The sequence below is a fragment of the Rhodococcus sp. P4_E4 genome, from assembly GCF_056401575.1.
This window is the reverse complement of the sequence record NZ_JBFUJB010000003.1, coordinates 105,435-124,581: the sequence shown is the minus strand read 5'-3', so window position 1 is coordinate 124,581 and position 19,147 is coordinate 105,435. Positions and strand designations below refer to the sequence as shown.

Genomic DNA, 19,147 nt, shown 5'->3' with positions numbered 1-19,147 from the left:
CGAACGTACCTTTCGGCGCCTTGGATGCGCTGAAAGGTACGTTCGCTCAGATTGGTTTGGGGGCTATTCGGACTTCTTCTTGCCCGACAGACCGCGCCACGCGAGGGATTCGAGTAGATCCGCTGCGGCATCCACTTCGATTTCCCCACCCGCGACCCGGTCGGCTACCGCCTCACCGGCGCCGACGAGCGCAATGGCGATGATCCCGTAATCGTGCGCGGCATCAGGATCCTTGGTGCTGGACTCGAGCAGATGCGCAGTCAACTCGATCAACCGATCGCGGCTGGACTGCACGGTTCCCGCAAAAGCCTGCTGCCCGACGGCCTGACGGTAGAGCACCATCCACGACTTGCGGTTTGCGCCCACGAACCCGAGGAAGCCCTCGAGAGCGGCGCGCAATTGTTCACGCGGAGTCAGGTTCGGCGCGCCGGCCGGGGCGAGCGCTTCGAGGAAGCGGAGCCCTTCACGATGAATGCACGCCGCGAACAGCTCTTCCTTCGAGCCGTAGTACAGGTACAGCATCGGCTTCGAGATCTCGGCTTTGGCTGCGATGGTGTCCATCGAAGTTTCGTGAAACCCCCTGTCGGAGAACACGTCCACAGCCGCGTCGAGCATCTGCTGCTCACGCACTGCGCGTGGCAGTCGCTTGGTACCGCCGGCCATGCTTCCTCCAACCACAGGGTAAATGTCGATCTTACTCTACGGTAAGATTGTGCGTCGAATCCTGACTTCGACTCAGCAGGTCACGGCACCTTTGGCAGTGGCAACTGTGACCACGGCCTGATCGACCCGCGCCTGCGGAAGCTCACCGGACGCGACGGCCTGCTCGAGATGGTCGAGCACCCGCGGAACGTCGTCGGTTGTCAGCCACAATGCCTGATCGACTCCAGCCACCAGCGCAGCCTGAACCGCGTCGGCAATATCGTATCGGTCGGTGATCGCCTGCATTCCGCTGAGGTCGTCGGTGAATACCGGGCCGGTGAACGGCGCTGCGCCGTAACCCACTCCGTCGCGAAGCAACGCGACGGCGGCGGGGCTGATGCTGGCAGGGGTACCGGGCTCGGTCAGACCGGGAACCTCGAGGTGACCCATCATGACGCCGACTCCGGTTCCCGACAGCTCCCGGAAGGGAATCAGGTCCGACGCGATCAGATCCTGCAAGGGCGGCGTTGTCACCTCACCCCGGTGCGAGTCACCCGACGCGCTGCCATGCCCGGGAAAGTGCTTGATCACCGGGAAGATTCCGGCATCTCGCATACCCTGCGCGTACGCACCGGCGTAGGCAACCACGGTCTGGGGGTCGTCGGAGTACGAGCGGTCCCCGATCACGGAGTCGTCGGGTTGGCTGCTGACGTCGACGTCGGGGGCGTAGTTGACGGTGATCCCGAGATCCTTCAACCCGCGTCCACGCTCGAGCGCCATCTGGTACGTCTGTTCCACTGTCATGGTCTGCGCCGTTTCTCTGGCCGACGGATCGGGCCCGAGGATGTCCGCGACGCGGGAAACTCGTCCACCTTCTTCGTCGATCGTCACCATCAACGGCAACTTCGACGCCGAAGCAACCTGCGGCACTTCGCGATTGGTGAGCATCGACTGATCGGTCCAACTTCCGACGAAGATGCCGCCGATCTCCTCGTTCTGCACTATCGACAACGCGTCATCGGTCCCGGTGACGCCGACGTTGAGCAGCTGGGCAAGTTTCTGACGCAGGGACAGTGAAGCCAGAAGGTCACTACCGCACGACGCGGCGACGGGCGCGGAGCTGGATGCCGCAGGCGTCGACGTGATCTCGGAGGTGGTGCTGGTCGGGGCGCTCGAAACCGGATCGGCGGTCCCGTTCTCGCCCGAGCATCCCGCAACCAACCCTCCGCATAAAGCAATGGTCGTCGCAGCCTTCAGAAACGTGATCCGCATACCTCGACCGTAACGGACCCGGTACCCATACACTCCCTCACGGGCACATCGGGACGGTAGCCTGGAAGAGAACCGATTCCCCCGCTGACGAGGAGGTCGTGATGCCACAAGGTCTGATGCTCATCGCGTACGACGGTTCCGACAACGCCAAGCGTGCAGTCGACTATGCGGGGCGTTTCCTCTCCGCCAATCGTGCTGTTCTCGTCACTGCCTGGGAGCCGATGGTTCGCCAGGCCGCTCGCATGTCCGGCCTGTCCGGGGTGATGCAACCGGAGTGGGTTCCCGACGACGACGTCGAGGACATCGCGTACACCGACGCCAAAGTCACCCTCGCCGAGGGCGTCGCACTGGCCGAGGCCGCAGGCCTGACCGTCGAAGGCAGAAGCGCCGAGTGCCGATCCGCGATCTGGTCTGCAATCTGCGAAACCGCAGACGAATTGGACGTCGACATCATCGTGACCGGCACCCGTGGCACTACGGGTTTGCGGTCGCTACTGCAGAGCAGCGTCGCGGATCATGTTCTGCGTCACAGTCATCGGCCGGTGTTGATCGTCCCTCCAGGGAAGTGACCTTCGCGCATTCCTGATCCGTGGCCGACTAGTGTCGAAGCCACCATGGACGGTTTTGTTCTCTCGCGCCCCGATCACAGCGTGGTCACCCGCGGCGTACGACGCAGCTTCGACAGCTCCGACGCGGCCACCCACGCTCTGTCGGCAGGTACGACAAAGCTGATCGTCGGAGCGCTCCCCTTCGACCCGGCTGCCGCAACGGCGTTGTACGAACCTGCCGAGGCGACGATCACGTCGCGGCCGTGGCAACCGTGCGATCCCCAGGCCCTGCCCACGACCCGGGTTGACCGGGAGATCCCGTCGTCGTCGGAGCATCTTCGTCGGGTGGAAAAGTTGATCGGACGCCTCCGCAGCGGAGAGATCGACAAGGTTGTCGCGGCTCGCACTGTGGAACTTCGCACGCAGACCCCGATCTCTCCGACCGCGCTCGCCGCACGCATGGCGGCGCTCAATCCCGTCGCCAACACCTTTGCCGTCGACCTCTCTGCTGCGGGAGCCGAATTCGAGGGCCACAGCCTGGTCGGCGCGACGCCCGAAGTGTTGGTCAGTCGACGCGGTCGCGTCGTGACGTGTCGCCCGTTGGCCGGCACCACCAAGCGATCCGCCGACGCCGATCAAGACCGCGAGGCAGGCGAAAGCCTTCTGCATTCGACGAAGAATCTGGCCGAGCACGCCTTCGTGACGGCGTGGATCCGCGAGGTCCTGCAACCGATGTGCAGCGATCTGTCGGTGCCGGTAACTCCCGAACTGACCAATACTCACGAGGTCTGGCACTTGGCCAGCCCGATCCGCGGCACGCTGCGAAACGACACCACTGCGCTCGACCTCGCCATCGCGCTGCATCCGACGCCCGCGCTGTGCGGAACACCCACCGACGTGGCGCTGAAAGTCATCCGCGAGACCGAGGAGCCGCGCCGTTTCTACGGCGGCGCCGTGGGATGGTGCGACGAGGCCGGTGACGGCGATTGGGTGGTTGCCATCCGCTGCGCCGAGATCAGTGCAGACGGCCGCAACGCCTGGGCCAGCGCGGGTGGTGGAATTGTCGCCGAATCGGATCCGCAGGACGAACTCGACGAGACATCTACGAAACTGCGCACTCTGTTGACCGCGCTCGGTGCCGAAACCCTCGACTGACCAGCACGTCACGAGGGTAATCGTCCGGATTCTCGAGTGCGGGTGATACCTTGACCCGAGCAGTTCGTACGGGCCGGTAAGTCCGTCCGACCGCGAACGACCGACTAACGACCAATTGGGAGATCCGCGATGACGAAGTTCCTTGTCCCCGGTGTGGCCAGCGCTGTCATCGGTGCCGTTCTGGGTGCCGGCGTCATCTTCGGTGTCACGGCCGCCGCGTCGGACAACACTCGTCCCGAGATCGACCGCAGCGGAAACGCAGATTCTTCCGTGCTGAACCAGGTTGAGTACGGCAGCCGCTGAGAGCGCAGGCCTCGCGAGTTCCCGTTCTTCCGCCGACGCAGCGGTGTCTTCGGTAGACACCGCCCCGTCGGCAGAGCCCCTGTCGAAGCGGTGGCTGTTCGGCGCCTCCGTCGTAGCGTTTCTTCTCACTTTTCTGCAATCGCCGGGTCTGATCACCGCTGACACCAAGTACGACCTGACGCAGAATCCGTTCGGTTTTCTCGAACGCGCGTCGCATCAGTGGAGTAGTCAGGCCCCGCTCGGCCAGGTTCAGAACCAGGCCTACGGATATTTCTTTCCGCACGGGCCGTTCTTCGCGCTCGGCGAGTTGGCGAACGTTCCGCCGTGGATCACCCAGCGCATCTGGTGGGCGCTGCTTCTGATCGCAGGATTCTGGGGCATCATCCGAGTTGCCGAGGCTCTCGGTATCGGCAGCCGTAGTTCGCGCGTCATCGCAGCGGTTGCCTTTGTTCTTTCTCCTCGCGTGCTGACCACGCTCGGTTCGATTTCCTCGGAAACCCTGCCGATGATGCTGGCGCCGTGGGTGTTGTTGCCGGTGATTTTGGCCTTCGGCCCTGTGCGTGGAAAAGGAGTCCCTGGACTCCCTAACCACTCACGGGGGTTGAGGCGGTTAGCCGCACAATCCGCGCTTGCCGTCGCGCTCATGGGTTCGATCAATGCCGTCGCCACTGCCGCGGCCTGCCTGGTCGCGATCATCTGGTGGCTCTCGCACAAACCCAACCGAACATGGCTGACGTTCACCGCGTGGTGGGCGCTGTTCGTCGCTCTCGGCACGCTCTGGTGGATCGTGCCGCTACTTCTGCTCGGCAAGATCAGCCCACCGTTCCTCGACTACATCGAGTCCGCCGGTGTCACCACGCAGTGGGCGTCGCTGGCCGAGATACTTCGCGGCACGGACAGTTGGACCCCGTTCGTCTCCCCCGAACGCATTGCCGGCGCCGTCCTGGTCACCCAGCCCGCAGCAGTTGTCGCCACCGGTCTGGTTGCCGCCGCCGGCCTCGCCGGGCTCTGCATGCGGTCCATGCCTGCTCGCGGCCGGCTGACGCTCATCCTGTTCGTCGGTATCACCGGCCTGGCCGCGGGATACGTTGGTGAACTCAGCTCGCCGGTGTCGGAGTCGGTACGCCTGTTCCTCGACTCGGCGGGCGCGCCGCTGCGCAACGTCCACAAGCTCGAGCCGTTGGTCCGTCTGCCGCTGGTGCTCGGACTCGCACACCTGCTGGCCAAAGTGCCACTACCGGGATCGGTTCCACTCGCCCGATGGCGCCGCGCGTTCGCCCATCCCGAGCGCGAACCGATGGTCGCACTGACCAGCCTGATCCTCGTTGCCCTCACCCTCTCCACCGCCTTGGCCTGGACGGGAAAGCTCGCTCCCCGCGGTGCGTATCCGGACGTTCCCTCGTACTGGAACGAAGCAGCGCAGTGGCTCGAGGACAACACCTCCCCCGGGTCGGAAGCCGAACGTGCCCTGGTCGTCCCGGGAGCGCCCTTCGGCAGCCAGGTCTGGGGTCTGACGCGTGACGAACCGCTTCAGGCTTTGGCGAGTACGCCGTGGGCGGTGCGTGACTCGGTCCCGCTGACCCCTCCCGGCGCGATCCGAGCGCTCGATTCGGTGCAACGTCTCATCGCCGACGGACGGCCGTCGGACGGTCTCGCGCAGACCTTGCTTGGGCAGGGCATCCACTACCTGGTGATGCGCAACGACCTCGACGGCGAAACGTCGCGATCGGCCAGGCCGATACTCGTGCACCAGGCGGTCGAAGGCTCGCCGGGGATCGAGCGAGTCGCCCACTTCGGTGAAGACGACAGCCCCGAACAGATCGAAGGGCTGGTCGCGGACAGCGATCTGCGTCCCGGTTACCCGGCGATCGAAATCTTCGAGGTCACCCCGCCCGACGGCACCCCGGCGGTCAGTGGCCCGTACTCCGTCGACCTGAACCAGGTTCCGCGTGTACAAGGTGGGCCGGAATCGTCTGTACGACTTCACGAAAGCGGGCTGGTTCCGGGGACCGGGCCGATGATTCTCGCCGCCGACGCCGAAGCTGCGGGACTGCCCGTCGATTCTGTCACCGTCACCGACACACCGCGCGATCGAGAAACCGATTTCGGTCAGGTCGACAACCACAGTTCCGCCCTGCGCACCCCTGACGACGCTCGTCGTACCTACAATCTGGTGCCCGACTACCCGGTTGCGAACACGCCTCTCGTGGAAGGCCATTGGAGCGGAGCTTCGATCACCGTTTCCAGCGCCGCCTCCGACGCCACCCAGCTGGGCGGCACCTCACCGTCGAGCAGTCCCGCGTCGACGGTCGACGGCGATCCGGCCACCGGCTGGTTCAGCAACGGCATCGAGCGCGCACTGGGCCAGTGGTTGCAGATCGACTTCGACACACCGATTTCCAGTGGGTTGCTTCATCTGACCACCAGTGCCGCGGCAATCGGAGCTCCCGTCAAATGGCTCGAGGTCTCGACACCGAACGGCAGCACGGCGGTGAAGGTGGAGCGTCCCGGTGAGCCCATCACCGTCTCGATTCCGGGTGGCAACACTCCGTGGGTACGCGTCACAGCGACTCACACCGAAAACGGATCGCCTGGAACACAGTTCGGCATCAGCGAACTCTCCGTCGAAGACTTCTCCGATCGCAGCGCGCCGAAGACCGTACCGATCCGTTTCGACACGGCCCTGCCGAGTACGCCGACGGGCGCATCTGTGAACGCGTGGAACCTGAGCCAGGAGTTCCCCGGCCGCAACGCCTGCGCCGACTCGACGGACCGCGTGCGGTGCAGCAATGCATTCATGGCGATACCCGAAGAGCCGAGCCGCTTCCAGCGCACGCTCACGGTGCCCGAAAACACAGTCGTTGCACCGACACTGACTGTCCGAGCGCGTCAGGGCAACGCCCTCGAAGATCTGCTTTCCGTCCCCGGCCGAATCACGGCTTCGGGTTCGAGCGACATCGGCGACACACGCGGATCTGCCTTCGCTGCCACCGACGGCGACGCACGCACCACGTGGTCGGCGCCGCAGAGCACCACAGAACCGGGCGGCCCGAAACCGACGCTGACTCTCAATCTTCCCGAGCCCACCCTGGTCACCGGCCTGGACATCACCCGGGGACTTGGCACTCTGCCGTCGCTGCCGACCAGTGTCGCGGTGAATCTCGGCAACGGGCCGCAGGTGCGAGAGCTGCCCGAACCCTCGGACGACACGCCTCGAACCAGTCGAGTTACCCTCGCCCCCTTCGTCACCGACAAGATCGTCCTGAGCATCACCGCTTGGGAACCGGTCCTCGATCAGACGGCGCTCGGCTTCGCCCAGGCGCAGCCCACCGGCCTCGCCGAGGTCGGCGTCGTCGGTGCCGACGGAACCCCGATCGCCGGTTCCGGAGTGCAGGGCGCAGAATCATTCGACAACCGCACCGTCACCGTCACCTGTGGCGACGGCCCGACCATTTCGGTTGCCGGACAGCAATTCCCCACCTCGATCACGGCGACGGCGACGCAACTTCGGACCGGCGCACCCGTCGAGGCACGTGTGTGCGGTCTGGACGCTTCGGCGACTTTGCCGGCGGGACAGCCTGAAGTGGTCGTCGAACCAGGCCCCGCATTCTCGGTCGACAATCTCGATCTGACGGCTGTCGGTCCTTCAGCCGCGCAACGGAATACACCGCTCGAATCGACCGCGTGGACGGCGAATCACCGCGAACTCACCGTCACGAACTCGTCCGCCGATCAGCTGATCGTCAATCCCGAGAGCACCAGCATCGGTTGGATCGCCACGGCGCCGGACGGTTCCGAGCTGACGCCGGTGGTCGTGAACGGTTGGCAGCAGGGCTGGATCGTGCCGGCAGGCACCGCGGGAACCGTCACCATCGACTTCCCCAGCGACCGTTGGTACCGCCTCGGCATCTTCGGCGGGCTCGTGTTGCTGATCCCGCTGTTGTTCGCGGCTCTTGTCCCCACGCGCCGAGAGCCCAAGCCCCTCACACCACCCCGACCGTGGCGCAGCGTCGCGGCAGGATGGGTGGGCGTGCTCGCGGCGGCCACCGTCATCGGCGGCGGAGTGGGAGCGGCGATCGCAGTTGTGTGCTCGATCCTCGGACTTGCCGCGCTGCGAATCTTCGGCCCGGCTCGGACCGCACGCATTCTCGTCGGCACCGCCGGCGTGGCCGCGATGATCGGCATCACGCTGCTCTCGACCGGACCGTGGCGGGCGCCGGGCGGCTATGTGGGCGACTCGTTCGCGATTCAGTTCTCGATGTTGGTGGCCTTGGTCGTGACCGGGTTGGCCGCGTTGCCCTTTGCCGGTTCACCGATGTGGCGGCGCTTCTCCCACCGCGTGACCGCGACGCGCGCCGGTTCCTCCACCAAGGCGTAACTGGCCGAGGCCACAGCGACGCTCAGGACGACCGTGAGGGCCAGGACGTAGAAGAAGCTGCCCGAGAACGGAACTATGCCGAATACGGGGAACACAGCGTTCAGTACGGCCAGGTGCCAGATGAACAGGCCGTAGGACCAGCGTCCGATTGCCAGCGCCAATGGACTGGCCAGGAACCGATGCTGCGATTGATCGCGCAGAACCAGTGGCGCGATCAACGAGAAGCTGATGATCGCACCGAGTGCAATCTTGATCGCGTACTGCCACGGCTCAGGCCGCACCAGACCTTCGGGCCCGGCCAGATCAGTGCACGAGAGAACGAAGGCGATAAAGGCAATCAGGGTCAGGAGTACCCGACGGTGCGCGAGGCGATGCACCCATGTCGACGGGCCCACTGCCAGCTCGGCCAGCACCATGCCGGCGCCGAACCACGGCAGGTAGCCCGGCAACCAGTTGTCGTGGTGGATAGCGTCCGGCGTCGGAATCGGAATGAATGCCCACGTCAAGGCCAAGACCGACACCCCGAGCAGAAGCGGCAGCCGGAACCGGACCGAGTTTCCTCGTAGTCGGACCATCAGATACGCGAAAAGCGGCAGCAGAACATAGAACGCCACCTCGACCGACAGGCTCCACATCTGCGTGAGGCCCTCGGTGAGTGTCAACGGCACGAAGACCTGCGCCAACCCGAGATTCGCCAGCCACACTTGGTAGCCCCCGCCGGCTCCGGGCAGGAACAGCAGGATCAGGACCACTGCCACCCAGTACGCCGGCAGAATGCGCGTCGCGCGGGAGATCCAGTACCGGACGGTCGACTGCGGCTGCCCGATTCCGCGAGCCTTTGCCGCGTGGGGGCGCCACAGGAGAAATCCGGACAAGGCAAAGAACACCGCTACGGCGAGATCGAGTCGACCGAACGCGCGCCCGATCGCACCGGACTGCGCTTCACCGGTCTGGAACGCGACATGGGTGACGAGGACGCCGAGCGCGGCCAATCCACGCATACCGTCCAAAGCCGGAACGAAGCCCCGAGCCTGTGGCGGGACCGTCTGAGAGGAATTCGTGGAACTGATCATCACGGATAAGTGTGCACCCCAGGCCGATTGAGGGAAACCACCAGGGACTCACAACAAAATGCCTGGCCAATTCATGCCCTCATGCGACAAACCGGGCCGGTGGACTGTTAGTGTTCTGCCACACATGGTGTCCATCGGGGGCCCCATGCGATCTGCGCAGCTCATATTGTGCCGGTTGGGGAACCTCGAAAGACTTAACGGGTTAGGAGTCACAGCATGGCGGAACGCTCAGGGCCGAGCCGGATACTTCCTTGCATTCTGGTGGGCCTCGGTGCCTTCCTTTTGGCCATCGCCATCCTCATTCCTACCTACACGGTAGGCAAGCTGGAGAAGACGCCACTCGACCTCGAGGTGACCACCGTCGCCACGGGCACCGGTAGCGTCCTCAACTCGGCGGCCCTCCTCGGCGGAAAGGCACAGGTCGACACCAACGTGCCGATCGTCGCTCAGCGCTACGTCACCACGCAGGACCCGTCCGACGCCGACATCATCACCGTCGAAGCCGGCCAGACGGTCCGTCGTACCGACAAGCAGGGCGATACCGGACTGCTGACCGCAACCCTGGACCGCGTCACGCTCGATCGCGTCAGCTCGATGCCGACCAACGATCCGGTCGGAACCGTCCAGACGTCCAGCGACCAGCCCGCCGAAGAAGTTTCCCGCGACGGTCTGCAGTACAAGTTCCCGTTCAACACGGAACAGAAGAGCTACCCCTACTTCGACCTGAACGCTCGCGCCACGAAGGACATCGACTTCGTCGAAGAGACCGAGATCAACGGTCTGAAGGTGTACCACTTCCAGCAGACGATCGATCCCGTCGACCTGTCGAAGGTCGTCAACTCCCCCACCAACAAGCTGAGCCTTCCCGCTGACACCTGGGGCGTTCCCGGCGGCGCAACCCCGATCACGATGACGCGTTGGTACACCAACGTCCGTGATCTGTGGGTCGAGCCCAAGACCGGTGTCGTCGTCAAGGGCCAGGAGCAGTTGCACCAGTACTACGGCCGCAACAAGGATGCCGTCGACGTCGAGGTTCTCAAGGTCACGCTGCCCTTCGACGAGGCGACCATCGAGTACCAGGTCCAGCAGGCGCGTGACGGCATGGACAAGCTCTCGCTGTTCGGCCGCACCGTCCCGATCGTGGCAGGTGTCCTCGGAGTCATCGCGCTGATCGCCGGTATCTTCCTCGGCCTTCGCGGCGGCAAGGGCGGAACTCCGGCCCGCGCTGCACACGGCGGAACGAACCAGAATCCCAGCGGCCAGGGTTCGCCCGAGCCGGCTCCGGGTGAGCACGACTGGACCTCGGACGACACTCAGGTGATCCCGCGTCCGGATCTGCGCAAGGACTGATTCAGGCAGTAAGCAGAGCGCCCCTTCCACACGGAAGGGGCGCTCTGCTGCATTTCGGGACTTTGTTGCCGGATCGGCGTACGGATTGGCGCAACGGGTCGTTCCCTCCGCGTGGTCGCGGGCTTAGCGTTTTCTGGAAGTCCAGACCGAACACGAGGAGCCACATGCCCGCATCAACAGTTCTGGGTTCGCACATCTGTGTCAGCGATCTGACACGTCGGAGATTTGTTGTCGGCAGTGCTGCATTCTCCGGGCTGTTCGCCGCCGGTTGCGCAAGGTCCGCCGGTACCGAGGGCGATGCGTCCGGGATGCGCACGGTCACGACCTCGCTCGGAACCTACGACATTCCGGTGACACCGAAGCGCGTCGTCGCCATCGACTCCCGACTCGACCTCGAACCAGCCGTTGCGATGGGCCTGCCGGTCATCGCGTACAGCTTCGACGCCGCCGAGCCGTGGGTTCCAGCCGATCCCACGGCGCAGGTGTTCGAGGCACCGGTCAACGTCGAGGCAATTCTCGCGCTGGAACCGGACCTGATCATCTGCACCGACATCGGTGAGGCCTCCGACATGTGGCCGCTGCAGCAGTTGAGCCAGACAGCGCCTGTGCTTCCGATGGACTTCACCCGTCCGTGGCGCGAGAACATCGATCAGTTGGCGAGTTGGCTGAATCGCACCGAGAACCCCGAAGTCCGTCAGGTCATCGGAGCGTACGAGGACAAAGCAGCCGGATTGAAGGAACGCCACGCCCGGAGTTTGGCGAGCAAGCAGATCGTGCTGCTGAACTACGTGAATCAGAAGGTCAACGGCGTCAACCGCAAGGGCATCTCCACGCAGGTGGCCGAAGACCTCGGCGTCCAACTCCAGTGGCCCGTCGAGGGACAGAAGGAGATCTCCACCGAAAACCTGGTGACTTCCCTCGACTCGGCCGACGGAATGATCGTCACCACCGCGCCCGGCGTGGATCCCGTCACCGACGACCGCGCGATGTGGAACCGTATCCGCGCAGTACAAGGCGACAACGTCGTCTACACGGGTGGGAACATCAACTACGGATCCGTCTACACCGCGATGCGTACGCTCGACTACTTCGACGATTTGTTCACGCGTCTGGAGAACTGACGTCGCTGTGAGGTGCCGGCCGGGCGCGGTCGGCACTTCGCACTGCGGCGACGGACACCGCCAAGGCCGTCGTCGACGCCACCACCACGGCGACGCCGATCAACTCTCCCGGCGTCTTCGCCCACACCAGCATGACCGTCGCCTCCACAACCAGTCCTGCCCACGCCAGAAGGGCCACTCGCGTGCGTTCTGACGCGATTGCGGACAGCAAAGCACCCTGGAGTACCGCCAGCGCTGCACCGTGCAGGGCGAAGGCCCACAGCATCGGAGCCACGGCGGCGTACGCGTCGCCCACGAGCATCGGCACCAGCGGGCCGGCAACCGCCGCCCCCAGAACCAACACGGCGCCGATACCGACGAGCACCGCCAACGCCGAGCGAACCGCTTGCGCCGAGTGCGCCGGATTCGCCATCTTCGGGTACAGCACGACGCCCACTGCCTGTGGCAGCCAGAACGCCACCTTCGTCGCGACGGCTCCGAGTGCGTAGACACCGGCGTCGTACTCGCTGAGGACGACGCGGACGATCAGCAGGTCCAGCGAAGACAACGCGATCAACGCAAGCTGGACTTGTGACGCCGCGAGCACGGAGACGACGCCGATCCGCACCGCACGGTCCTCGCTCACCGAGACGGTTCGGTCGACCACTCGAACTATCGCCACCAGCAACGCAGTTCCGGCCGCGCCCGCGACCAATGCCGCGCCTGCCCCGCCGCCGAAAGCCAGAACGATTACTGCCGGAAGGACTTTCATCACCCCGGCCCCGGCCAGCACAGCGCTGAGAGTGCCGAATCGACCGTGACCCTGCAACAACCCCTGCTCCGTGGCCAGCAGAACCAACATGGGCGCAGTCACCAATGCCGAGAACGACGCCACGATTCCGGTGTCGAGCAGCCACGCCATCGCCGGAGCGAGCGCAACCGCGAGGACGGCGACGATCGCGGTGCATCGATACCCCAACGACCGCAACGCATCTGTGCTCTTGCCACGCACCGCCTCGCGGGCGACCACCGTCTGCAACGCCAAAGCCGGAACCGCAAGTACCAACTGGGCGGCAAGCAGACTCGCGAACTCTCCGTAGCCGACCGGACCCAACCATCGGCTGGCCAACCATGCCAACAGGTACGACGCGACATTGGCCGTCATCGATCCCACCAAAACCATGCCGACCCCGGCCGCGGCGGCGCGATCGAGTGGTTGGCGAGGCATGGCAGTAATGATGCACCACGTATCGTGCGCGTCATGACAGTGCAAGCCGGATACCGCCGTTACCTGCCTGCGGCGTACAGCCTGGCGCTGGCACTGTTGATCCTCGGACCGCTGCTGGGCCCCGGCTACCTCCTGCTGCGCGACGCCGTCAGCACGCCGCGCTCGTACCTGACCGACTCCGCCCTCGGACTCACCGACGCCGCAGCCCGCGCCGTTCCCCAGGACGCGCTGATCGCAGCGTTGAGCACCGTGATCGACGGCGGACTGGTGGTCAAGTTCATCCTGCTCGTGGCGCTCTGGCTCGCCGGTTGGGGTGCGGCGCGCATGGTCGCCGTCCTGCTGCCGACGGCCGGTCTCGGTCCACAACTGGTCGCGTCGACGGTGATGCTCTGGAACCCCTACGTGGCCGAGCGCCTGTTGCAAGGACATTGGAGCCTGCTGACCGGTTATGCCGCACTGCCGTGGATCGTGGGTGCCGGAATCGGAGTTCGCCGAGCCACGCCCGGGTCCTGGTGGGCGTTGGCCGCGTCACTGGCATTCGCGGGCCTGACACCTACCGGCGCTCTGCTCGCTCTGACGGCCGCGCTGGTGGTGGTTGCCACCCCAGGAGGCCGAACCTCGGCCATGCGGCGTGTCTGCGGCGCTATCGGGCTGTTCCTCGTCGCCGCCTCGCCGTGGTTGGTCGCCACCTTCGTATCCGGAGCAGCAGGCGACGGTTCCGATCCGGCGGGAGTCGCCGCCTTTGCCGCCCGAGCAGAACCGGGACTCGCGACGCTCGGCAGCCTCGCCGGGCTCGGCGGTATCTGGAACTCGGCAGCGGTACCATCCACGCGCACAACACTCTTCGCGTTGGTCGGAACAGTTCTTCTGCTTGTCGTGGTGTTTGCCGGTGTGCCCGCTCTATGGCGCCGACGCCGGAACCCCGTTGTCAGTGGACTCGGCGCGCTGGCCCTGTTCGCGGTGCTCGCTCCGACCCTGGGCGCTACTCCGTGGGGGCTCGACGTCGGCCGATGGTCGGTCGAGGTGTTCACCGGCGCCGGTCTACTGCGTGACGCCCAGAAGTGGGTCGCGCTGGCCGTACCGTTCTACGCACTCGCTGCCGCCGCCGCGGTGATGTGGGCGGGCAATCGGTTCTCCCTTCCCCGCCCGACATTCTCGATCGCCGCCGTCGTGGTGACGATCGTGGCGCTACCGGATCTGGTGTGGGGTGTCGGCGGCGCGTTGAAACCCGTGCACTATCCCGGGTCCTGGGCCGTGGTGGCCGAGCAACTACGAGACGAAACCGGTGACGTTGCAGTGCTTCCCGCTGGGATGTTCCGCGCCTTCCCCTACAGCGGTGATGCGCCGGTACTCGATCCAGCACCACGCTTCCTACCGCTCGACGTTCTGCAGACCGGCCAACTGGTGGTTGCCGGTGGTGCTGTCGGCGGTGAAGGAACCCGGGCCACCCAGGTCGAGGATGTGCTGCTTGCCGGCGGGAGTCCTACGCAGTTGGCCGATCTCGGAGTCGGATGGGTACTGATCGAGCGTGAGACACCAGGCCAGCTCGGCAAGGCGGCAGCGACACTCGACGGGTTGGAACAGGTCTTTGCCGACAACGATCTCGAGCTCTACCGGGTACCGGGAGATGTTGCCGCGCAGGAAGCGTCGACCGGCGCCCGAACGGCCGTCATCGTTGCGCATCTCGCCTGGATACTGATGGGCGTGATCGCGCTGATCTCAGTCGGACTGAACCAGAACCGAATTCGACTCGCGAGGCGCGGCCAGTCCTGAGACCCACCGACCGTCCTTGTGCGCGGTCAGCACCTCGAGCACTCCGGTGCCGGTCTGCTCCCAGGAGAACTCGCCCGACCACACCCGAGCTTTCTCACCGAGCACCGTGCGGAGTTCGTGGTCGCGGAGCAGGGTGCCTGCCGCCTGCGTCAGATCAGCGATGTCGCCGTCGCCTGCGTGCTCACCGCCGACCAACAGCCCGGTCACTCCGTCGACGATCGAATCGGTCAAGCCCTTGGAACTGCGGTAACCGATCGTCGGAACACCGTGCTGCGCAGCCTCGATGACCGCCAGGCCCCACCCTTCCTTCCGCGAAGGCATGAGGTGGATCCACGACTGCGCCAGCAGTTCGTGTTTACGAGCCTCGTCGACGTGGCCGTAGAACGAGACGGCGTCACCGATCCCCAACTCGGCGGCGCGATCGCGCAGGTTCTGCTCCCACCAACCACCACCGATGACGTCGAGATGGATGTCCGGAAGCGTCGGCCGCAGGGCTGCGACCGCTTCGAGTGCGTCCTCGATCTGCTTGTGCGGCACCAGCCGTGAGAGAACCGAGATGGTGGGACGCTCGGCCCTGGTGATCGATCCGCCCGCGTCGACGCCGACGGGGAGCCGATCGGCACCGTTGCGCACCACGGCAATTCGTTCGCGCTCGACACCGAGGTCCACCAATTCTTCCGCCGAGGGAAGCGACACCGTCAGATATTGACTACGTCGATGAGTGCGCGGTGACAATCGCGATTCGACCCACCAGCCGATCCGGCCGACGAGCTTGCCTGCCACCGGCCATTGTTCACGATGGCAGTGATGGACCAGAAGCGTGACCGGTGCACCCGCCACGGTCTTCGAGAAGAAGGGGATGCCGTTCTGGGTGTCGATCACCGCGTCGGGGCGGATGCCCTTGAGCGATCCGAAACCCAGACGTCCGGCGGCAATGGCGGCCAGAGCGCGCGGGTACACGCTGAAACGTCCACCGGCCCGGCTGATGGTGATGCCGTCTCGAACCTCCGAAGCGGGCGCCCCGGGATACGACGCCGTCCGCAGCGTCACCTTGATACCGCGCTCGGCCAACTGGGATCCGACCTGCTCGAGGTAACGCTCGCTTCCACCGCCCTGGGGATGCCCGGTATCGCGCCAGCAGAGCAACAGAACCTCGCGCACGTGCGTTACTCCCTGAGTTGGTCGGTGGCCACCCCGGTTCGGGCGATCCTGCGGGATGCCCCGCCTGACCGGCCGGTAACCCTGCCGAACACCCTAACTGTTCGAGCGTCCGTATTGCCGCGCTCCTGACGGTGTTCGTGGACCGGGCGACCCAGTGGCTAAAGTTGCTACCCGTGACCAAGCCCGCAGTGACCCGCATTTTCGGCCGACGGGCAACCCTGAAACGCTCGTTCGGCCTGCTCAGCGACTTCCGCCACGAGCAGTCCGCGCCCGACATCTTCTACGGCGCGCTTGCGCGCGACTCCGTCGAATTGATCTCGGACCTGCACGAAGGTCACACCGGGCGCTCCCTCGACGGTCTCACCGTCCTCGACGTGGGCGGCGGTCCGGGCTATTTCGCGGAGGTCTTCCAGGCCGCAGGTGCCCGCTACATTCCCGTCGAACCCGATCCGTCGGAGATGCACGCAGCAGGTCTGACCGTGGGCGGCGCGGTGCGTGGATCCGGTTTGGCACTGCCGTTCCTGGACTCGTCCGTGGACATCTGCTTCTCCTCCAACGTGGCCGAACACGTCAGCGAGCCCTGGCTGATGGCCGAGGAAATGCTGCGCGTGACCAAGCCCGGCGGCTTGATGGTTCTCTCGTACACCCTGTGGTGGGGTCCGTTCGGCGGCCACGAAACCGGACCGTGGCACGCGCTGGGGGGCGAGTACGCAGCCAAGCGGTACCTCCGCAAGACCGGACGCGAACCGAAGAACAGATTCGGGGTGTCGTTGTTCAAAGTCGGCGCCACCGACGGCCTACGCTGGGCCCGTGGAACCAGCCAGGGCACGTTGCTCGCCGCGATCCCGCGCTACCACCCGTCGTGGGCGTGGTGGATGGTCCGAGTCCCCGGTCTTCGGGAGTTCCTGGTGAGCAACCTCGTCGTGGTTCTCGAAAAGCGATAGCGACATGCGCCTCGCACTCGATATCGGTGGCACCAAGATGGCGGCCGGCGTCGTGTCCGAGGACGGCCGCGTTCCCGTGTTCGACAGTGTGCCGACGCCGCAGACCGACCCGTGGGGAGCGTGTGCGGCGCTGCTCGAACGAGTCGCAGACGGCCGCGACGTCGACGGTGTGGGCATCGCTTGCGCCGGGCCGGTGGACACCGTCGCCGGCGTCGTCGCCCCCATCAACATCACCGAGTGGGCACAGGGATTCGAGCTCGTAGCGGGCGTCCGCAGCGTCTTTCCCGATGCCGGAACTGCCCTCGCCATGGACGGAGCCGCAGCGGCATTGGCGGAGTTCCACCACGGCGCCGGACGCGGAACCCCGAACCTCCTGAGCCTGGTCGTCTCGACGGGAATCGGCGGAGGAATCGTCCTCGGCGGTGAGATTGCTCGGGGTCGCACGGGGAACGCCGGTCACATCGGCCACCTCGTCGTTCCAGGATCTTCCGAACCGTGCAGCTGCGGGGGCGTCGGCTGCCTCGAGACGGTGGCCAGTGGACCGTCCGCGGTGCGATGGGCTCGTAGCCAGAGCTGGTCGGGAAACACCGGCCGTGAACTAGCCGAGGGTGCACGCAGCGGCGACGCGATCGCCGTGGACGCGCTCCACCGCGCAGGCACGGCGCTCGGTGGTGCCATCACCTCGGCGGCTGCCCTCCTGGACGTGGACCTCGCGGTGATCGGCGGCGGTTTCGCCCAGTCGGGTGCACCGCTGTGGGAACCGATGCTCGACGCGGCTGCCCGACATGCCCGTTTGTCGTTCATCGCCGGGCTCCGGATCGTTCCCGCCGAGCTGGGTGGCGCCGGAACTCTGACCGGTGCGGGCTTGCTCGCGCTCACCGCCGTTATCTGACACGCGTTCTTCCCCGATAAATCCGCAGGGAGTCCCACTAAACGGGTGCCACCTGTTCCCAATTTCTGTAACGTGTTTTAGTGTTCTGACTCACACCGTTACGGGCATTGCACGTGACGCCTACGGGAAGGAGGTGACCGTGAGCCCAGACGCTTCCTCATCTGACGTTGCCTCGACTGCTTCTTCGACCGATGAAACCGAGCATCACGCCCAGGTCGCCCGACCGAGCGATTCCCTCCGCGACACCGAAGACCTCCGTGAGCGCCTGGAACGGTGGATGGCCGGCAAGGTGCCGAGCGGATCCACTGTGACCGTCGCCGACGTCACCTTGCCCGCAGCCAACGGCATGTCCAGCGAAACCATCCTCTTCGACGCCACCTGGGACGGCGATCATCATCCCTTGGTCGCTCGGGTGGCACCGACGGAATCGACCATGCCGGTGTTTCCGACCTACGACCTCGAATCCCAGTTCCGCACCATGGCTCAGGTGCGCGAGCACTCGGCGGTGCCCGTACCCGCGGTGTACTGGTCAGAATCCGACCCGGACGCGTTGGGTGCGCCGTTCTTCGTGATGGAACGAATCTCCGGCGACGTGCCGCCAGACGTCATGCCGTACAACTTCGGATCGTGGGTCACCGAAGCGTCCCCCGAGCAGCGAAAAACCCTCCAACAGAACTCGGTCGACGTCCTGGCTCAATTGCACGCCATCGACAAGCCGTGCGAGCGTTTCGACTTCCTCCGACTCCCGAATTCGGGAACGACTGCACGAGACGCATTCACGGCGCACATCGCCGAGCAGCGCGCGTACTACGAGTGGGTGGTCTCCGACGGCATCAGATCACCGCTCATCGAACGTGCCCTCGACTGGATCGAGGAGAACAATCCCGCGGACGATTCTCCGGCGGTGCTCTGTTGGGGCGACTCGCGCATCGGCAACGTCATGTACCAGGACTTCGCGCCGGTAGCCGTACTCGACTGGGAAATGGCAACTCTCGGCCCGCGAGAGATGGATCTGGGCTGGATGGCATTCCTGCACAGGTTCTTCGAGGACATCGCCGGACTGGCGAACCTACCCGGTCTTCCCGACTTCCTTCGACTGCCGGATCTCGCGCAGACCTACGCCGAGATCACCGGCCACACCCCACACGATCTGGAGTTCTACGTTACCTATGCCGCACTGCGTCAGGCGGTCATCATGTGGCGAATCCAGGCCCGCGCCATAGCTTTCGGCCAGTCGCAGCGACCCGAAGACCCCGACGACATGATCATGCACCGCGCTTCGCTCGCCGCGATGCTCGACGGTACCTACTGGGAGAGGTTGGCCTGAC

Annotated in this window: 14 protein-coding genes and 1 pseudogene; 10 read left to right on the top strand and 5 right to left on the bottom strand. The window is 65.3% G+C overall.

Going from position 1 to position 19,147, the window contains the following annotated elements:
* Positions 1 to 63: 63 nt before the first annotated feature.
* Both AC1DVN_RS04955 and AC1DVN_RS04950 read right to left on the bottom strand, forming a co-directional pair.
* On the bottom strand, positions 64 to 663 hold the full coding sequence (locus AC1DVN_RS04955) for a TetR/AcrR family transcriptional regulator (protein WP_003945885.1): 600 nt from the start codon (positions 661 to 663) through the stop codon (positions 64 to 66).
* A 72-nt stretch (positions 664 to 735) separates the two neighbouring features.
* Positions 736 to 1,914, bottom strand: a complete 1,179-nt coding sequence (locus tag AC1DVN_RS04950) for a glycoside hydrolase family 3 N-terminal domain-containing protein (protein ID WP_477993575.1) — start codon at positions 1,912 to 1,914, stop codon at positions 736 to 738.
* A 101-nt stretch (positions 1,915 to 2,015) separates the two neighbouring features.
* Here AC1DVN_RS04950 and AC1DVN_RS04945 point away from each other — a divergent pair, with 101 nt between their 5' ends.
* The 4 genes from AC1DVN_RS04945 (at position 2,016) to AC1DVN_RS04930 (ending at position 8,298) form a co-directional block, all read left to right on the top strand.
* Positions 2,016 to 2,483 carry a universal stress protein gene (locus AC1DVN_RS04945; RefSeq protein ID WP_003945900.1) on the top strand — a complete coding sequence of 156 codons (468 nt, stop codon included), beginning with the start codon at positions 2,016 to 2,018 and terminating at the stop codon, positions 2,481 to 2,483.
* 45 nt (positions 2,484 to 2,528) lie between these two features.
* A complete protein-coding gene (locus tag AC1DVN_RS04940) occupies positions 2,529 to 3,617 on the top strand; it encodes an isochorismate synthase (RefSeq protein WP_477993573.1) in 1,089 nt (362 codons plus the stop codon).
* 129 nt (positions 3,618 to 3,746) lie between these two features.
* Positions 3,747 to 3,920, top strand: a complete 174-nt coding sequence (locus AC1DVN_RS04935; RefSeq protein ID WP_003945488.1) for a DUF2613 domain-containing protein — start codon at positions 3,747 to 3,749, stop codon at positions 3,918 to 3,920.
* A gap of 43 nt (positions 3,921 to 3,963) precedes the next feature.
* Positions 3,964 to 8,298 (top strand): alpha-(1->3)-arabinofuranosyltransferase, encoded by a 4,335-nt coding sequence (locus AC1DVN_RS04930; RefSeq protein ID WP_477993622.1) that lies wholly within the window; start codon positions 3,964 to 3,966, stop codon positions 8,296 to 8,298.
* Between the two features lie 23 nt (positions 8,299 to 8,321).
* On the opposite strand, the pseudogene AC1DVN_RS04925 reads toward AC1DVN_RS04930, so the two are convergent.
* Positions 8,322 to 9,371: pseudogene (locus tag AC1DVN_RS04925) on the bottom strand (acyltransferase family protein); the annotation flags it as partial.
* 216 nt (positions 9,372 to 9,587) lie between these two features.
* Here AC1DVN_RS04925 and pgfA point away from each other — a divergent pair.
* On the top strand, positions 9,588 to 10,721 hold the full coding sequence (pgfA, locus tag AC1DVN_RS04920; RefSeq protein WP_019747133.1) for a cell envelope lipid trafficking protein PgfA: 1,134 nt from the start codon (positions 9,588 to 9,590) through the stop codon (positions 10,719 to 10,721).
* A 164-nt stretch (positions 10,722 to 10,885) separates the two neighbouring features.
* The gene (locus AC1DVN_RS04915; RefSeq protein ID WP_020906427.1) at positions 10,886 to 11,842 is read left to right on the top strand and encodes an ABC transporter substrate-binding protein; all 957 of its coding nucleotides are present in this window, start codon (positions 10,886 to 10,888) and stop codon (positions 11,840 to 11,842) included.
* Here AC1DVN_RS04915 and AC1DVN_RS04910 read toward each other — a convergent pair.
* On the bottom strand, positions 11,823 to 13,049 hold the full coding sequence (locus AC1DVN_RS04910) for a lipopolysaccharide biosynthesis protein (protein ID WP_031331334.1): 1,227 nt from the start codon (positions 13,047 to 13,049) through the stop codon (positions 11,823 to 11,825). The two genes, AC1DVN_RS04915 and AC1DVN_RS04910, sit on opposite strands and share 20 nt — an antisense overlap.
* A gap of 33 nt (positions 13,050 to 13,082) precedes the next feature.
* Between AC1DVN_RS04910 and AC1DVN_RS04905 the strand changes: the two genes are divergently transcribed.
* Positions 13,083 to 14,822, top strand: a complete 1,740-nt coding sequence (locus tag AC1DVN_RS04905) for an MmpA family trehalose lipid delivery protein (RefSeq protein WP_092765071.1) — start codon at positions 13,083 to 13,085, stop codon at positions 14,820 to 14,822.
* Here the strand turns inward: AC1DVN_RS04905 and AC1DVN_RS04900 are convergent.
* On the bottom strand, positions 14,769 to 15,983 hold the full coding sequence (locus AC1DVN_RS04900; RefSeq protein ID WP_019747129.1) for a glycosyltransferase family 4 protein: 1,215 nt from the start codon (positions 15,981 to 15,983) through the stop codon (positions 14,769 to 14,771). The two genes, AC1DVN_RS04905 and AC1DVN_RS04900, sit on opposite strands and share 54 nt — an antisense overlap.
* 173 nt (positions 15,984 to 16,156) lie before the next feature.
* Here AC1DVN_RS04900 and AC1DVN_RS04895 point away from each other — a divergent pair, with 173 nt between their 5' ends.
* The 3 genes from AC1DVN_RS04895 to AC1DVN_RS04885 all read left to right on the top strand — a co-directional run bounded on the left by AC1DVN_RS04895 (position 16,157) and on the right by AC1DVN_RS04885 (position 19,146).
* The gene (locus AC1DVN_RS04895; protein ID WP_003945692.1) at positions 16,157 to 16,927 is read left to right on the top strand and encodes a class I SAM-dependent methyltransferase; all 771 of its coding nucleotides are present in this window, start codon (positions 16,157 to 16,159) and stop codon (positions 16,925 to 16,927) included.
* 4 nt (positions 16,928 to 16,931) lie between these two features.
* Positions 16,932 to 17,819 carry an ROK family protein gene (locus AC1DVN_RS04890; protein WP_477993569.1) on the top strand — a complete coding sequence of 296 codons (888 nt, stop codon included), beginning with the start codon at positions 16,932 to 16,934 and terminating at the stop codon, positions 17,817 to 17,819.
* Positions 17,820 to 17,958: 139 nt separating this feature from the next.
* Positions 17,959 to 19,146, top strand: a complete 1,188-nt coding sequence (locus tag AC1DVN_RS04885) for a phosphotransferase family protein (RefSeq protein WP_029537623.1) — start codon at positions 17,959 to 17,961, stop codon at positions 19,144 to 19,146.
* Position 19,147: the final 1 nt, after the last annotated feature.

What these genes read in the sequence shown, in the direction of transcription:
- AC1DVN_RS04915 (WP_020906427.1), top strand. Translation starts at nt 10,886, where the DNA reads ATGCCCGCATCAACAGTTCTGGGTTCGCACATCTGTGTCAGCGATCTG.
- AC1DVN_RS04955 (WP_003945885.1), bottom strand. Translation starts at nt 663, where the DNA reads ATGGCCGGCGGTACCAAGCGACTGCCACGCGCAGTGCGTGAGCAGCAG.
- AC1DVN_RS04950 (WP_477993575.1), bottom strand. Translation starts at nt 1,914, where the DNA reads ATGCGGATCACGTTTCTGAAGGCTGCGACGACCATTGCTTTATGCGGA.
- AC1DVN_RS04935 (WP_003945488.1), top strand. Translation starts at nt 3,747, where the DNA reads ATGACGAAGTTCCTTGTCCCCGGTGTGGCCAGCGCTGTCATCGGTGCC.
- AC1DVN_RS04890 (WP_477993569.1), top strand. Translation starts at nt 16,932, where the DNA reads ATGCGCCTCGCACTCGATATCGGTGGCACCAAGATGGCGGCCGGCGTC.
- AC1DVN_RS04910 (WP_031331334.1), bottom strand. Translation starts at nt 13,049, where the DNA reads ATGCCTCGCCAACCACTCGATCGCGCCGCCGCGGCCGGGGTCGGCATG.
- pgfA (WP_019747133.1), top strand. Translation starts at nt 9,588, where the DNA reads ATGGCGGAACGCTCAGGGCCGAGCCGGATACTTCCTTGCATTCTGGTG.
- AC1DVN_RS04940 (WP_477993573.1), top strand. Translation starts at nt 2,529, where the DNA reads ATGGACGGTTTTGTTCTCTCGCGCCCCGATCACAGCGTGGTCACCCGC.
- AC1DVN_RS04905 (WP_092765071.1), top strand. Translation starts at nt 13,083, where the DNA reads ATGACAGTGCAAGCCGGATACCGCCGTTACCTGCCTGCGGCGTACAGC.
- AC1DVN_RS04945 (WP_003945900.1), top strand. Translation starts at nt 2,016, where the DNA reads ATGCCACAAGGTCTGATGCTCATCGCGTACGACGGTTCCGACAACGCC.